This window comes from Pseudomonas yangonensis, assembly GCF_009932725.1.
GTDB lineage: Bacteria > Pseudomonadota > Gammaproteobacteria > Pseudomonadales > Pseudomonadaceae > Aquipseudomonas > Aquipseudomonas yangonensis.
The window spans coordinates 160832-175185 of the sequence record NZ_BLJU01000007.1 but is presented as its reverse complement, the minus strand read 5'-3'; the positions used below and the strand labels follow the sequence as shown (position 1 = coordinate 175185).

12 protein-coding genes are annotated in these 14354 nt (G+C 64.2%); 6 read left to right on the top strand and 6 right to left on the bottom strand.

What is annotated here, in order from left to right; translation table 11 throughout:
• Positions 1–52 precede the first annotated feature (52 nt).
• The 5 genes from paoC to GYB81_RS12190 form a co-directional block, all read right to left on the bottom strand.
• Entirely contained in the window at positions 53–2257 is a 2205-nt protein-coding gene (gene paoC, locus GYB81_RS12210) for an aldehyde oxidoreductase molybdenum-binding subunit PaoC (RefSeq protein ID WP_161897833.1), read from the bottom strand.
• Positions 2254–3210: an FAD binding domain-containing protein gene (locus tag GYB81_RS12205; RefSeq protein ID WP_161897832.1), complete on the bottom strand. Its 957-nt coding sequence runs from the start codon at positions 3208–3210 to the stop codon at positions 2254–2256. The genes paoC and GYB81_RS12205 overlap by 4 nt, the downstream gene beginning before the upstream one ends.
• A complete protein-coding gene (paoA, locus tag GYB81_RS12200) occupies positions 3207–3824 on the bottom strand; it encodes an aldehyde dehydrogenase iron-sulfur subunit PaoA (protein WP_161897831.1) in 618 nt (205 codons plus the stop codon). The genes GYB81_RS12205 and paoA overlap by 4 nt, the downstream gene beginning before the upstream one ends.
• Positions 3825–4097: 273 nt before the next feature.
• Positions 4098–5246 (bottom strand): PRC family class C beta-lactamase, encoded by a 1149-nt coding sequence (gene blaPRC / locus GYB81_RS12195; RefSeq protein WP_161897830.1) that lies wholly within the window; start codon positions 5244–5246, stop codon positions 4098–4100.
• Positions 5247–5339: 93 nt separating this feature from the next.
• Entirely contained in the window at positions 5340–7169 is a 1830-nt protein-coding gene (locus GYB81_RS12190; RefSeq protein ID WP_161865415.1) for a sigma-54-dependent Fis family transcriptional regulator, read from the bottom strand.
• A 260-nt stretch (positions 7170–7429) separates the two neighbouring features.
• Here GYB81_RS12190 and GYB81_RS12185 point away from each other — a divergent pair, with 260 nt between their 5' ends.
• From GYB81_RS12185 to GYB81_RS12160, 6 genes are read left to right on the top strand one after another with little or no spacing between them, the layout of a single operon-like run.
• A complete protein-coding gene (locus GYB81_RS12185; RefSeq protein ID WP_161865416.1) occupies positions 7430–8524 on the top strand; it encodes an ABC transporter ATP-binding protein in 1095 nt (364 codons plus the stop codon).
• Complete coding sequence (locus tag GYB81_RS12180; protein ID WP_161865417.1) at positions 8524–9621, top strand: ABC transporter ATP-binding protein; 1098 nt, start codon at positions 8524–8526, stop codon at positions 9619–9621. Before GYB81_RS12185 ends, GYB81_RS12180 begins: the two co-directional genes overlap by 1 nt.
• A complete protein-coding gene (locus GYB81_RS12175) occupies positions 9618–10481 on the top strand; it encodes a carbohydrate ABC transporter permease (RefSeq protein WP_161897829.1) in 864 nt (287 codons plus the stop codon). The genes GYB81_RS12180 and GYB81_RS12175 overlap by 4 nt, the downstream gene beginning before the upstream one ends.
• 8 nt (positions 10482–10489) lie before the next feature.
• Positions 10490–11290, top strand: a complete 801-nt coding sequence (locus GYB81_RS12170) for a carbohydrate ABC transporter permease (protein ID WP_003239933.1) — start codon at positions 10490–10492, stop codon at positions 11288–11290.
• A 12-nt stretch (positions 11291–11302) separates the two neighbouring features.
• Positions 11303–11575 (top strand): DUF2160 domain-containing protein, encoded by a 273-nt coding sequence (locus GYB81_RS12165; protein WP_003459912.1) that lies wholly within the window; start codon positions 11303–11305, stop codon positions 11573–11575.
• A gap of 51 nt (positions 11576–11626) precedes the next feature.
• The gene (locus GYB81_RS12160; RefSeq protein WP_161865419.1) at positions 11627–13369 is read left to right on the top strand and encodes an ABC transporter substrate-binding protein; all 1743 of its coding nucleotides are present in this window, start codon (positions 11627–11629) and stop codon (positions 13367–13369) included.
• Between the two features lie 60 nt (positions 13370–13429).
• Here GYB81_RS12160 and folD read toward each other — a convergent pair whose 3' ends face one another.
• Complete coding sequence (gene folD, locus GYB81_RS12155) at positions 13430–14284, bottom strand: bifunctional methylenetetrahydrofolate dehydrogenase/methenyltetrahydrofolate cyclohydrolase FolD (protein ID WP_161865420.1); 855 nt, start codon at positions 14282–14284, stop codon at positions 13430–13432.
• Positions 14285–14354: the final 70 nt, after the last annotated feature.

The following is a 14354-nucleotide window of genomic DNA, read 5'->3' as shown; positions in this document are numbered from 1 at the left end:
GCCTCATGCTCAACGACGAAGGCCGCTGGAAAGCGGCCTTCGTCGTTTCGGCTCAGGCCACGGGCATCTGCGCCAGCAGCTTGTCCAGGGTGATTGGATAGTCGCGTATGCGCACGCCCGTAGCGTTGTAGATCGCGTTCGCCACCGCCGCGGAAACTCCGCAGATGCCCAGCTCGCCCACGCCCTTGGCCTTCATGGGCGAGGAGAGGGCATCGCTCTCGTCGAGAAAGACCACCTCCTGATGCGGAATGTCGGCATGTACTGGCACCTCGTATCCGGCCAGGTCGTGGTTGATATACAGCCCGTAGCGGGTGTCGACGGACAGCTCCTCCATGAGTGCCGCGCCCACGCCCATGGTCATGGCGCCGATGACCTGGCTGCGCGCCGTCTTCGGATTGAGGATGCGCCCGGCCGAACAGACCGCCAGCATGCGCCTGACCCGCACCTCTGCCGTGGCAGCATGGACGGCGACCTCGACGAAATGCGCGCCGAAGGTCGAGATCCGGTAGCGCTTGTTCAGATCGCCGAACTCGATGCTGTCCTCGGCTTCCAGCGTCGCGTCTGCCGCGGCCTCGGCGAGCGTGGCGCGTTTGCCGTCCTGAAGCACTTCGCCATTCTCGAAAACTGCCCGCGCCGGATCGAAACCAAGCTTGCGTGCGATCTGTTCGCGCAGCTGCACGCAGGCAGCGTAGACGCCTGATGTCGAGCTGTTGGCGCCCCACTGACCGCCAGAGCCGGATGAAACGGGGTAGCTCGAGTCGCCGAGCTTCACGCTCACCCGCTCCAGCGGCACACCGAGCATTTCCGCCGCGGTCTGGCCGATGATGGTGTAGCTGCCGGTGCCGATGTCGGTCATGTCGGTTTCGACACTGAGCCGGCCTTGTGCGTCCAGGCGTACGCGCGCGGCGGACTGGGTGACCGGCCCGTCGCGAAAGGCGCCGGCCATGCCCATGCCAATCAACCAGTCACCTTCGCGGCATGCGGCCGGTTTGGCGGTGCGCTTGGCCCAGCCGAAGCGTTGCGCGCCTTGCTGCAGGCATTCCTTGAGGTGACGCTGCGAGTAGGGGCGCTCCGGTTGCTCCGGGTCGACCGATGAATCGTTCATCACACGGAAGTCGACGGGGTCCAGGCCAAGTTTCTCGGCCATCTCGTCCATGGCGATCTCCACCGCCATTGATCCTGGTGTGTCGCTGGGGGCACGCATGGCATTGGCTTCGGGCATGTCGAGATTCGCCAGGCGTGTGCTGGACATGCGGTTGGCGCCGGCGTAGAGCGGTCGTGAGTAGATCACCCCGGATTCGGCCGAGTTGCCGTTGAGATCGCCGGACCAGTTGTCATGACCAATCGCGACGATCTTGCCGTCGCCTGTGGCGCCGATGCGAATGCGCTGGATGGTGGCGGCGCGGTGGGTCGTGTTGTTCATCATCAGCGGGCGCGGTAGCGCCACCTTGACTGGCCGCCCGGCCGCACGCGCGCCCAGCGCTGCCAGTAGCGCATCGGCGCGGATGAACAGCTTGCCGCCGAAGCCGCCGCCGACATAGGGCGAGATAAGGCGGACGTTCTCGACGTCCATGCCCAGTGTTTCGGCAAGGTCCTTAGCGCCCCAGGCGATCATCTGGTTCGACGTCCACAGAGTCAGCCGATCATCGTCCCAGCGCGCCATCGAGGCGTGCGGTTCCATCATCGCGTGGGACTGGTCGGGCGTGCGGTAGGTGGCGTCGAGTTGCACGGCGGCGCTGGCGAATGCGCTGTCGAAGTCGCCGACGGCGCTGTCCGGCTCGCCGCTGACGATCTTCTCCGGTTTCTTCGCGCTGTCCTTGACCGCTTCGAGGTCAAAGCTGCCCGGTTGGTGCTGGTAGTCGATCTTCACCAGCTCGGCGGCAGCGCGTGCCTGCTCGAAGGTCTCGGCCACCACCAGGGCGACGGCCTGATGGTAGTGCTCGATCTCGGGACCGCCGAGCAGCCTGGCGTTGTTGCGCTCGCCCTTGCCGAGCTTGGGTGCGGTATCTGCGGTGACGATGGTGATCACGCCGGGAGCGGCCCTGGCCTGTGACAGGTCCATGGCCGCGATGCGCCCCTTGGCGATGGCCGCGCCGACGATCTGGCCATAGGCCAGGTCGGTGACCTCAGCGTGCCATTCGTAGGCATAGGTGGCGGTGCCGGTGGTCTTCAACGGGCCGTCGATACGGTCGAGCGGCTGGCCGACCACGCGCTGACGGTCGATGGGGTTGCTGCCTGCAGCAGTTTCGAATTTCATGCGCCGGCCCTCGCTTGCGCCAGCACGGCGCCTAAGGTGCGTCGGACCAGGGTGAGCTTGAAGGCGTTGTGTGCTGTGGTGCGTGCATCGGCGAGCAGCCGCTCGGCGACGATATCGGCGCCGCGGGGCAGATCGGCCTCCGCTGCCTCCTCACGCCAGGGTTTGTGCGCGACACCGCCGAGAGCGATGCGCCCGTTGCCATCCGGCTGCAGCACCGCCGCCACCGAGACCAGGGCGAAGGCATAGGAGGCGCGGTCGCGCACCTTGTAGTAGAAATGCTGGCCGCCGAGCGGTTTGGGCAGGGTTACAGCGGTGATCAGCTCACCGGGGGCGAGAGCATGTTCGATATGCGGCGTGTCGCCAGGCAGGCGATGCAGATCGGCCATGGGAATATGGCGCACCTGGCCGTCGGGCTGAACGGTTTCTACCCTGGCATCGAGCAGGCGCATGGCGATTGCCATATCGCTCGGATGGGTGGCGATGCAGGCGTCGCTGCTGCCGAGTACGGCGTGCTGGCGGCTGATGCCTTCGCGCGCTGCACAGCCGGAGCCCGGCTGGCGTTTGTTGCACGGCAGGTTGGTGTCGTAGAAGTACGGGCAGCGGGTGCGCTGCAGCAGGTTGCCGGCAGTGGTCGCCTTGTTGCGCAACTGGCCGGAAGCGCCGGCGAGCAGCGCCCTGGCCAGCACGGCGTAGTCACGGCGAATGCGGCTGTCGGCGGCCAGGTCGGTGTTGCTCACCAGCGCGCCAATGCGCATGCCGCCATTGTCCGTCGCTTCGATGCGGTCCAGCCCGAGGCCATTGACATCGATCAGGTGCAACGGCGTCTCGATTTCGAGTTTCATCAGATCCAGCAGGTTGGTGCCGCCGGCGATGAATTTGGCGCCGGGTATGCGCGCTGCCGCCGCAGCGGCTTCGCCCGGCGTGTCTGCACGTTCGTAGGAAAAGGGTTTCATCCGCGTTCTCCCGCCACGTCGTTGATCGCTTCGATGATGTTGGAGTAGGCGCCGCAGCGGCAGATGTTGCCGCTCATGCGTTCGCGCAGTTCGGCCTCGCTGTAGCCGGGTGTGGCTTGCAGGTCGTCGGTCACGTGGCTGGGCACGCCCTGGTCGATTTCCTCGAGGACGGCCACCGCCGAGCAGATTTGTCCGGGGGTGCAGTAACCGCACTGGTAGCCGTCACGCCTGATAAACGCGGCCTGCATCGGGTGCAGGTGCTCGGGCGTACCAAGGCCTTCGATGGTGGTGATCTCGGCGCCCTGATGCATCACCGCCAGGGTCAGGCAGCCGTTGATGCGGCGGCCATCGACGATCATGGTGCAGGCGCCGCACTGGCCGTGATCGCAGCCCTTCTTGCTCCCGGTAAGGTGCAGATGCTCACGCAGCGCATCCAGGAGTGAGGTGCGGTTGTCCAGTGCGAGTTGGTGAGGCTGACCATTGACCGTGAAGCCTACTCTGGACTTCTGTACGGCGCGCGGTTCGCTGAGCTGGGCAGCGTTCAGGCTCGCGATCGGCGCGCCACCTGGAAGATCGCGCTTTGCGTGGCCATGGCTTGGAGTGGAATCCGTCATGCGTATCTCCTTCGCTTTTGCCGGTAGGCGATGCGTTATCGCCCAAGGAGTGCGGTGCCTAGGTTCCGACTGTAATGGCGCGCTACAAGTTGCACCTACGTGCCGTGTGGGTATGGTTCGCCTGCTATGGGCTGCGAGGCAGTCGGGGCTTGTGCCCAGAGGTTCGTGGCGCTGAGGACGCTCGGCGAACCGGGGCGGCCCGCTGCGTTGCAGGCTCGCCCCGAAGGGGGGCTGACGATGTGGCATGGTCACCTGCGCTAAGCGCCGGCCGTCTCAGTCACTCGAGGGTAGTAGCGTCGTGAGTATCTGCAGGGCGAGGCGCACGCGTTCGGCATTGGGGTAATTGCGGTTGGCGAGTATCACCAGCCCTGTATCGCGCGCGGGCAGCAGCAGGATGTAGGCACCAAAGCCATTGGTCGAGCCGGTCTTGTTCAGCAACTGGTCGCCCTCGGGCGGCCTGGGTACGCTGAACCGTTCCACAGTATGCGGTTGCAGAGCCATTTCGGCGGAATTGCCGGCCTGCAGTTTCTCCAGGCTGATGGGGTAGGCGTAGCGCTCCCATCCCAGACCCTGAGTCATGTCGCCGACCTGATAATAGCCACGATGAGTGGAGCTGACGGCCTGGCGCAGTGCTGCGGGCAGTTCGTTCGGGTGCAGGTTGGCCTCGATGAAGCGCAGCATGTCGGCAGCAGTGGATTTCAAACCATAGGCTTCGGCGTCCAGTGCGCCTGGGGTTACCCGCACGGCCTTGTCGTCTCGATAGCCCCAGGCATAACGCGCCATCTGCTTGGCCGGTATCTGCACGTAGCTTTCCTGCATACTCAGTTGTGGCAGCAGATCCCGCTCCATCAGCTGCTGGAATGGCTCGGCCAGGCTGGCCGCTGCCAGATGCCCGAACAGGCCGATGCTGGGGTTGGAGTACAGCCTTTGCGTACCCGGCGGATAAACGGCTTGCCAGTTGCGGTAGTAGGCGAGCATCTGTTTTTCGTTGCCGACCGCGTCCGGAAACTGCAATGGCAGGCCTCCGGCCGTATAAGTGGCCAGATCCAGCAGGCTGATGTGATCGAAGGCGCTGCCTTGCAGGGCCGGCAGATACTGGCTGGCATTGTCGCTGAGGTTCAGCGTGCCGCGCGCTTCGGCGTAGGCGCCGAGGGTGGCAGTGAACAGCTTGCTGATCGAGCCCAGCTCGAACAGGGTGTGGCGATCCACGAGCTGGTCGCTCTCACGGGATGCGACGCCGTACTCGAAGAAATGTTGCTGGCCCTTGTGGCTGATGGCGATGGCCATGCCGGGGATGGCGTACGCCTGCATCATCGATTTTGCTGCGGCGTCCACCTGTGTTTCCAGGGAAGGCGATGCCGGCGCCTGACTGGCGGCCAGCAGAGTCAGGGCGGCGAACAGGGGGCGATACAGGTGGCGCATGCTGAGTTCCTTTCGTGGCTGGCGATGCCGGCCCGCTCGGAGGTCGGGCGGGATGGCAAATGTATGGCTTGGGCCGGTTCTGCGAATAAAGGTTCAGGGCCTGACGCCCTGTTCGCGCAGGCGCTTGTACAGGGTGTTTCGGCTCAGACCAAGGTGGCGGGCCAGGTAGGAGATATTACCGCCACACGCCTGGTACTGGCTGGCCAGATCGTCGTGCTCGGGACGCGCCGGCGGCGGGGCGCCCGTTGGCAGGTCAAGGAAGAAGTCGTCAGGCAGATGTTCGGCACGGATGGGCTGGTCGTCGGCCATAGCCAGGGCCACGCGCAGGACGCTACTGAGCTGGCGCAGATTGCCCGGCCAGGGGTGATGCTGGAACAGCTCCAGTACCTCACGGCTGATGCCGGCCCGTTGCTGGGGTTCGCGGTGCTGTTCCCAGAGTCTCTGGAACAGCGCCTGCTTGTCGCTGCGTTCGCGCAGCGGCGGCAGCTCCAGGTTCAGGCCGCTGATGCGGTAGTAGAGGTCGGCGCGGAACTGCCCGCTGTCGACGTCCTGGCGCAGCGGGCGGTTGGTGGCGGAGACCAGGCGCACGTCCACCGGATGCAGCTCGCTGCTGCCCAGCGGCTGCACACAGCGTTCCTGCAGCACGCGCAGCAGGCGCGCCTGCACACGCAGCGGCATGTCACCGATCTCGTCGAGAAATAGCGTGCCCTTGTGCGCCTTGCGGATCAGTCCAATGTGGCCCTTGTGGCTGGCGCCGGTAAAGGCGCCTTTTTCGTAGCCGAACAGCTCCGACTCCACCAGCTCCGCCGGAATGGCCGCGCAGTTGACCGCGATGAAGGGCTGGTTGGCGCGTGAGCTGGCGTGATGCAACGCCCTGACGAAGACCTCCTTGCCGGCGCCGGTCTCGCCCTGCACCAGGATCGGGATGTCCTTCTCCAGCAACCGCTCGGCCTGGCGGATGGCCTTGTCCATGCGCGCATCGCCCAGGCTCAGGGTGCGAAGTGATGGCTCCTCGAATACTGGCGTGAGGGGCTGCGGACGGAAATCGCGGGCCTGGATCGGCGCCGGCCGGGCAGGGCGGCGCACTCGTGCGTGAAAGCGAAAGTGGCTGTTGGTGCGCAGGCTGAATGGCTGGCCGTCCGGCTGGTTGAGCAGTTGTTGCAGCGGCACGTCGAACAGCTGCTCGATGGCGCCGTAGGTCAGCGATTGGCCAAGCAGGTTGTCGGCGCGGCGGTTGGCCGAGACCACATGGCCATGCTCGTCGAACACCACCAGACCAGCCCAGGGACTGTCGAGGTTGTCCAGGCTGGTGTTGAAACTGAGCAGGTGATACTGGTCGGCGAACAGCTTGAGGATCAGGCGGTTCTCCACCGACTGGCTCATCATCTTGACCATGCCCAAGGTGTGCGCCGGCGGCAGGTAGCTGTCGCTGGATACGTCGAGCACGGCGATCATGCGCCGCTGTTCGTCGAAGATCGGCGAGGCCGAGCCGGTCATGAAGCGGTTGGCCTTGAGAAAGTGCTCGTCGTGCTGGATATGCACCGCCTGGCCGCAACTGAGCGCGGTGCCGATGGCGTTGGTGCCGGTGTAGCGCTCCAGCCAGCTGGCGCCGGCGACGAAGCCGGCGGCCTGGCGCGGCTCGATGAAGCGCTGGTCGCCCCATGATTGCAGCAGCCGGCCCTGCTCGTCGGCCAGCATGATCAGGCAGTTGGAGTTGGAAAGGATGGTGCCGTAGTAGGGCAGTACTTCCTGGTGAGTGGTCTGCACCAGGGCCTGGCGGCTTTCCAGCAGGGCCGACAGTTCGCCGGGGGCCGGTGGGTCGAAGCGCGGCGTGCTCTGGTGGGTCAGGCCGTAGTCGCGGCAGCGCGACCAGGACTCCTGGATGATGGTGTCGTGAGCCGGGGCACGGGCAGCTTCTGTCATGGGGTGGTCTCTTCTTGTCGGTTCGCGATCTGCGCCGCGATCGGTCCAGTTTCGTTCATGACTGTTCAATGTCAACGAACGAATTGTTCAGTTGTTCACATCTGACTGTTCAAAAGTGTTCAGTCGAACATCCCCAAGTAGGTCACTTTCGCGTCTTTTTCTCTTGAATATCAGTTGAATATTTCGATTTAGTGCGGTCTGGCACGCTTGTCGCTGTAGGTGTTCGAAACCGAATGGCACGACAAGAAAAAGGACAGGCCATGTCGCTCAAGCTCGAACACGTCACCCGTATCGTCGATGGCCAGGTGCATATCGACGATGCCTGCCTGAGTTTCGAACCCGGTTCCTTCAACGTTCTGCTCGGCCGCACCCTGGCCGGCAAGACCAGTCTGATGCGCCTGATGGCCGGGCTGGACCGGCCCAGCAGCGGCCGCGTGCTGATGAACGGCGCCGATGTCACCGGCGTGCCGGTGCGCCAGCGCAATGTGTCGATGGTCTATCAGCAGTTCATCAACTACCCGACCCTGACGGTGTTCGAGAACATCGCCTCGCCGCTGCGTCAGGCCGGTGTGGCCAAGGAACTGATCGTCGAGAAGGTCGAGGCCACCGCGAGCATGCTGCGCATCGACAAGCTGCTGTCGCGCTACCCGCTGGAGCTGTCAGGCGGCCAGCAGCAGCGCACGGCCATGGCCCGAGCGCTGGTCAAGGACGCGTCCCTGATCCTCTTCGACGAGCCCCTGGTCAACCTCGACTACAAGCTGCGCGAGGAACTGCGCCAGGAAATGCGCGAGCTGTTCCAGGCGCGCCATACCATCGCCGTCTACGCCACCACCGAGCCCAACGAAGCGCTGGCCCTGGGTGGCACCACCACCATCCTCCACGAAGGGCGGGTGGTGCAAAGCGGCAAGACCGCCGAGGTCTACCACCGCCCGCAGCAGGTGCTGGCCGCCGAGCTGTTCTCGGAACCGGCGATCAACCTGATGCCGGGGCGCATCAGTGGCACCGAGGTGAGCTTCGCCGATTGCGTGCACTTTCCGCTCAACCCCGATCTGCGCGGCATCGCCGAGGGCGAGTACCGCTTTGGCGTGCGCCCCAGCCATATCGGCCTGGTGCCATCCAACGACGATGATCTGGAACTGGCCGTGACCGTCGAGCTGGCCGAGATCAGCGGTTCGGAAACCTTCCTCCACGTGCGCAACGAGCAGTTCGTGCTGGTGCTGCACCTGCCGGGCGTGCACGAGTACGCGGTGGATACGCCGATCCTGATCTACATCCCCACCCACAAGCTGTTCGTCTTCGCCGCCGATGGGCAATTGGTGCAGGCGCCCAGTCGCCGCCAGGGGAGGGCCGCCTGATGGCCGAGATTCGTTTGCACAACCTGGCGCACAGCTACAGCGGCACGCCGAAAGCGCCGGAAGACTACGCGATTCGCGAGATGAACCATGTCTGGCAGCAGGGCGGCGCCTATGCGCTGCTGGGGCCGTCGGGCTGCGGCAAGTCGACGTTGCTCAACATCATCTCTGGCCTGCTCAGCCCGTCGCAGGGCGAGGTGCAGTTCGACGGCAAGGCGGTCAATACGCTGTCGCCGCAAGAGCGCAACATCGCCCAGGTTTTCCAGTTCCCGGTGGTCTACGACACCATGACGGTGTTCGACAACCTGGCCTTCCCGCTGCGCAACCAGGGCATGGACGAAGCGCGGGTGATGAGCAAGGTGCACGAGATCGCCGAGGTGCTGGAGCTGCATCCGCTTTTGCACAAGAAGGCGCGCAACCTAACCGCCGACGAGAAGCAGAAGGTCTCCATGGGCCGCGGTCTGGTGCGTGACGACGTGTCGGCGATTCTCTTCGACGAGCCGCTGACGGTGATCGACCCACACCTGAAATGGAAGCTGCGGCGCAAGCTCAAGCAGATTCACGAGCAGTTCAACATCACCATGGTCTACGTCACCCACGATCAGCTGGAGGCCTCCACCTTCGCCGACAAGATCGCGGTGATGTACGGCGGGCAGATCGTCCAGTTCGGCACGCCGCGCGAGCTGTTCGAGCGCCCCGGGCACACCTTCGTCGGCTACTTCATCGGCAGCCCCGGCATGAACCTGATCGAGGTGCAGCGCTGCGAGGGCGGGGTGCGTTTCGCCGGGACGGTCCTGCCGCTGTCCGACGCGCTCAACCAGCGCCTCGCCGAACTGGACGGCAAGCGCCTGCAGGCGGGCATCCGTCCCGAATTCGTGCACATCTGGGACGGCGCTTATGAAGACGCGCTGTGCGCCCGCGTGCTGCACGTCGAGGACCTCGGCACCTACAAGATCCTCACCTTCGATCTCGACGGTCAGGTGCTCAAGGCGCGCCTGCAGGAAGACCAGCCGGTGCCGCGCGAGCAGGTGTACCTGAGCTTCCCGGCGCAGTGGCTGATGCTCTATGCCGACGATTACCTGGTGGAGGTGACGCCATGAAGGTGCAGAACAACAAGGCCTGGTGGCTGGTGCTGCCGGTGTTCCTGCTGGTGGCGTTCAGCGCCATCGTGCCGATGATGACGGTGGTCAACTACTCGGTGCAGGACATCTTCGACCCGGCCACGCGCTACTTCGTCGGCGTCGACTGGTACAAGCAGGTGCTGCAGGACCCGCGTCTGCACGACTCGCTGCTGCGTCAGTTCATCTTCTCCGCTTGTGTGTTGCTGATCGAAATTCCGCTGGGCATCGCCATCGCCCTGTGCATGCCGACGCGCGGGCGCTGGGCGTCGCTGTGCCTGATTCTGATGGCCATTCCGCTGCTGATCCCGTGGAACGTGGTCGGCACCATCTGGCAGATCTTCGGCCGCGCCGACATCGGTCTGATGGGGTGGGCGTTGAACGCGCTGGGCATCAGTTACAACTACGCCTCCAATACCATGGACGCCTGGGTGACGGTGCTGATCATGGACGTCTGGCACTGGACCTCGCTGGTGGCGCTGCTGTGTTATTCCGGGCTGCGCGCCATTCCCGACGTCTATTACCAGGCCGCACGCATCGACCGTGCATCGAACTGGGCGGTGTTCCGCCATATCCAGCTGCCCAAGCTGAAAAGCGTGCTGCTGATCGCGGTGATGCTGCGCTTCATGGACAGCTTCATGATCTACACCGAGCCGTTCGTGCTCACCGGCGGCGGGCCGGGCAACGCCACCACCTTCCTCAGTCAGACCCTGAGGCAAATGGCCATCGGCCAGTTCGATCTGGGCCCGGCCGCGGCGTTCTCGCTGGTGTACTTCCTGATCATCCTGCTGGTGTCCTGGCTGTTCTACACCGCCATGACCCACGACGACAAAACCCGCTGAGGCCGACCATGATGCTGCGCAAACGTCTGGCACTGCTGATCTACTTCCTGTTTCTGCTGGTGCCGATCTACTGGCTGCTGAACATGTCGTTCAAGAGCAACACCGAGATTCTCGGCGGGCTCAGCCTGTGGCCGCAGAACTTCACCCTGGACAACTACCGGGTGATCTTCACCGACCGCAGCTGGTACGAGGGCTACCTCAACTCGCTGTATTACGTCAGCCTCAACACCCTGATCTCGCTCAGCGTGGCGCTGCCGGCGGCCTATGCCTTCTCGCGCTACCGTTTTCTCGGCGACAAGCACCTGTTCTTCTGGCTGCTGACCAACCGCATGGCGCCGCCGGCGGTGTTCCTGCTACCGTTCTTCCAGCTGTATTCGTCCATCGGCCTGTTCGACACTCATATCGCCGTGGCGCTGGCGCACTGCCTGTTCAACGTGCCGCTGGCGGTGTGGATTCTCGAGGGCTTCATGTCCAGCGTGCCGAAGGAAATCGACGAGACGGCCTATATCGACGGTTACAGCTTCCCGAAATTCTTCGTGAAGATCTTCATCCCGCTGATCCGCTCCGGTATCGGCGTCACCGCCTTCTTCTGCTTCATGTTCTCCTGGGTCGAGCTGCTGCTGGCGCGCACCCTGACCTCAGTGGACGCCAAGCCCATCGCCGCGGTGATGACCCGTACCGTGTCCGCCTCGGGCATCGACTGGGGCGTGCTGGCCGCCGCCGGCGTGCTGACCATCATCCCGGGGATGCTGGTGATCTGGTTCGTTCGCAACCATGTGGCCAAGGGCTTCGCCCTCGGTCGCGTGTAAGGGAGGTTCGTCATGAGCTGGATGGCCTGGACTCTACCGACCGCGCTGTTCTTCGCCGGCATCGCCGTGCTGCTGGCCGGCATGACGCTGGTCGAGCTGCGCTGGCCGTGCGTCGAGCGCAAGGGTTTTCTGCCGATCACCACCACCCGGGGTGATCGGTTGTTCATCGGTCTGCTCGGCAGCGCCTATCTGCACCTGCTGGTGATAGGCGTGACCGACTGGAGCGTGTGGATAGCCTCGCTGCTATCGCTGTTGTGGTTGTGCGCAGTCATGCGCTGGGGCTGAGCCGGGCTGCCGCCGGTATGCCTCTCCCCAAATCCTGAGATGGAGGTCTCTATGTTCGACAATAACAACAAGACCCGACATAGCATGGCGTTGGCCGCCTTGCTGGCGTTGTCCGGTTTGAGCGGTGCGGCCTGGGCGGATGCCTATGAAGAGGCCGCGAAGAAATGGATCGCCGAGGAGTTCAACCCCTCGACCCTGACGCCCGAACAGCAACTCGAAGAGCTGAAATGGTTCATCAAGGCCGCCGAGCCGTTTCGCGGCATGAACATCAGCGTAGTGTCGGAAACCATCACCACCCACGAGTACGAGTCCAAGGTGCTGGCCAAGGCGTTCAGCGAGATCACCGGGATCAAGCTCAAGCACGACCTGCTGCAGGAAGGCGACGTGGTCGAGAAGCTGCAGACGCAGATGCAGTCGGACAAGAACATCTACGACGGCTGGGTCAACGACTCCGACCTGATCGGCACCCACGCGCGTTACGGCAAGGCGGTGGCGATCAGCGACATGATCGAGGGCGAGGCCAAGGACTTCACTTCACCGACCCTGGATCTGGACGATTTCATCGGCATTTCCTTCACCACCGGCCCGGACAAGAAGATCTACCAGTTGCCTGACCAGCAGTTCGCCAACCTCTACTGGTTCCGTGCCGACTGGTTCGAGCGTCCGGAACTGAAGGCCAAGTTCAAGGAAATCTACGGCTACGAGCTGGGCGTGCCGGTCAACTGGTCGGCCTATGAGGACATCGCCGAGTTCTTCTCCAAGCACGTCAAGGAGATCGACGGTCAGCGCGTCTACGGCCACATGGACTACGGCAAGAAGGACCCGTCGCTGGGCTGGCGCTTCACCGACGCCTGGTTCTCCATGGCTGGCGGCGGCGACAAGGGCCTGCCCAACGGTCTGCCGGTGGACGAATGGGGCATTCGCGTCGACGGCTGCCGTCCGGTGGGCTCCAGCGTCGCTCGTGGCGGCGACACCAATGGCCCGGCGGCGGTGTTCGCCACGCAGAAGTACGTCGACTGGATGCGCCAGTACGCGCCGCCGGAAGCGCAGGGCATGACCTTCTCCGAGGCAGGTCCGGTGCCGGCGCAGGGCGCCATCGCCCAGCAGATCTTCTGGTACACCGCCTTTACCGCCGACATGACCAAACCGGGCCTGCCGGTGGTCAACGAGGACGGCACGCCGAAGTGGCGCATGGCGCCGTCGCCCAAGGGGCCGTACTGGGAGGAGGGCATGAAGCTCGGCTATCAGGACACCGGTTCCTGGACCTTCCTCAAGTCCACCCCGGAGAAGCAGCGCCTGGCCGCCTGGCTCTACGCGCAGTTCGTCACCTCCAAGACCGTGTCGTTGAAGAAGACCCTGGTCGGCCTGACGCCGATCCGCGAGTCGGACATCAACTCGCAGGCCATGACAGATGTCGCGCCCAAGCTTGGTGGTCTGGTGGAGTTCTACCGCAGCCCGGCGCGCGTGCAGTGGACGCCGACCGGCACCAACGTGCCGGATTATCCGCGTCTGGCTCAGCTGTGGTGGCAGTTCATCGCCGAAGCAGCCAGTGGCGACAAGACACCACAACAGGCGCTCGATGGCCTGGCCGCGGCGCAGGACACCATGCTCGGTCGTCTGGAGCGTTCCGGTGTGCTGGGCGAGTGCGGACCGAAGCTGAACGAACCGCGTGATCCGCAGTACTGGTTCGATCAGCCGGGTGCGCCCAAGCCCAAGCTGGCTAACGAGAAACCCAAGGGCGAAACCATCGCCTACGATGAGCTGCTCAAATCCTGGGAGCAGGCGCGCAACTGATCGCTACGGCAGAAACGACAACGGCACCCGAGGGTGCCGTTGTTCGTTGTGCAGCGCTGCTTATTTATGCAGATGCTCGGCTGCGTGCAGGGTGTTTTCCAGCAGGCCTGCGCGAGTCATCGGGCCGACGCCGCCCGGCACCGGGGTGATCCAGCTGGCGCGGGGCAGGGCGGTCTCGTAGACCACGTCGCCGACCAGCTTGCCGTCGTCCTGACGGCTGATGCCGACATCGATGACGATGGCGCCTGGCTTGATCCACTTACCCCTGACCAGGCCCGGCTTGCCGACGGCTACCACGACGATGTCGGCCTGGCCGACGTGGCTCTCCAGATCCTTGGTGAAACGATGGGTGACGGTCACGGTGCAACCGGCCAGCAACAGCTCCAGGGCCATCGGCCGGCCGACGATGTTCGAGGCGCCCACTACCACCGCGTGCAGACCGTAGAGATCGACACCGGTGCTCTGCAGCAGGGTCATGATGCCTTTCGGCGTGCAGGGGCGTAGCAGCGGCATACGCTGGGCCAGGCGGCCGATGTTGTAAGGGTGGAAGCCGTCGACGTCCTTGTCCGGGCGGATGCGCTCGAGCAGCGGGGCGCTGTCCAGGTGCTCCGGCAGTGGCAGCTGTACCAGGATGCCGTCGATGGTCGGGTCTTCGTTGAGCTCGTCGATCAGAGCGAGCAGATCGGCCTGGCTGGTCTCGGCCGGCAGATCATAGGCGCGGGAAAGAAAGCCGACTTCTTCGCAATCCTTGCGTTTATGTGACACATAGACCTGGGAGGCGGGATCGGTACCAACCAGGATCACGGCCAGGCCTGGCGCGCGAAGGCCTTGCTGGCGGCGTTCGGCGACACGTTGGGCAATCTGCTGGCGGAGGCTGGCGGCGATCGCCTTGCCGTCGATCAGTTGTGCGGTCATTGCGCTGGTTAACCATTAATAAGGATGAAAAAAGGACGCGCATTCTCGCATGGGCGCTCAGCGGGGCAAA

Coding starts and splice junctions, on each gene's coding strand:
- paoC (WP_161897833.1), bottom strand. CDS start 2,257: ATGAAATTCGAAACTGCTGCAGGCAGCAACCCCATCGACCGTCAGCGC.
- GYB81_RS12205 (WP_161897832.1), bottom strand. CDS start 3,210: ATGAAACCCTTTTCCTACGAACGTGCAGACACGCCGGGCGAAGCCGCT.
- paoA (WP_161897831.1), bottom strand. CDS start 3,824: ATGACGGATTCCACTCCAAGCCATGGCCACGCAAAGCGCGATCTTCCA.
- blaPRC (WP_161897830.1), bottom strand. CDS start 5,246: ATGCGCCACCTGTATCGCCCCCTGTTCGCCGCCCTGACTCTGCTGGCC.
- GYB81_RS12190 (WP_161865415.1), bottom strand. CDS start 7,169: ATGACAGAAGCTGCCCGTGCCCCGGCTCACGACACCATCATCCAGGAG.
- GYB81_RS12185 (WP_161865416.1), top strand. CDS start 7,430: ATGTCGCTCAAGCTCGAACACGTCACCCGTATCGTCGATGGCCAGGTG.
- GYB81_RS12180 (WP_161865417.1), top strand. CDS start 8,524: ATGGCCGAGATTCGTTTGCACAACCTGGCGCACAGCTACAGCGGCACG.
- GYB81_RS12175 (WP_161897829.1), top strand. CDS start 9,618: ATGAAGGTGCAGAACAACAAGGCCTGGTGGCTGGTGCTGCCGGTGTTC.
- GYB81_RS12170 (WP_003239933.1), top strand. CDS start 10,490: ATGATGCTGCGCAAACGTCTGGCACTGCTGATCTACTTCCTGTTTCTG.
- GYB81_RS12165 (WP_003459912.1), top strand. CDS start 11,303: ATGAGCTGGATGGCCTGGACTCTACCGACCGCGCTGTTCTTCGCCGGC.
- GYB81_RS12160 (WP_161865419.1), top strand. CDS start 11,627: ATGTTCGACAATAACAACAAGACCCGACATAGCATGGCGTTGGCCGCC.
- folD (WP_161865420.1), bottom strand. CDS start 14,284: ATGACCGCACAACTGATCGACGGCAAGGCGATCGCCGCCAGCCTCCGC.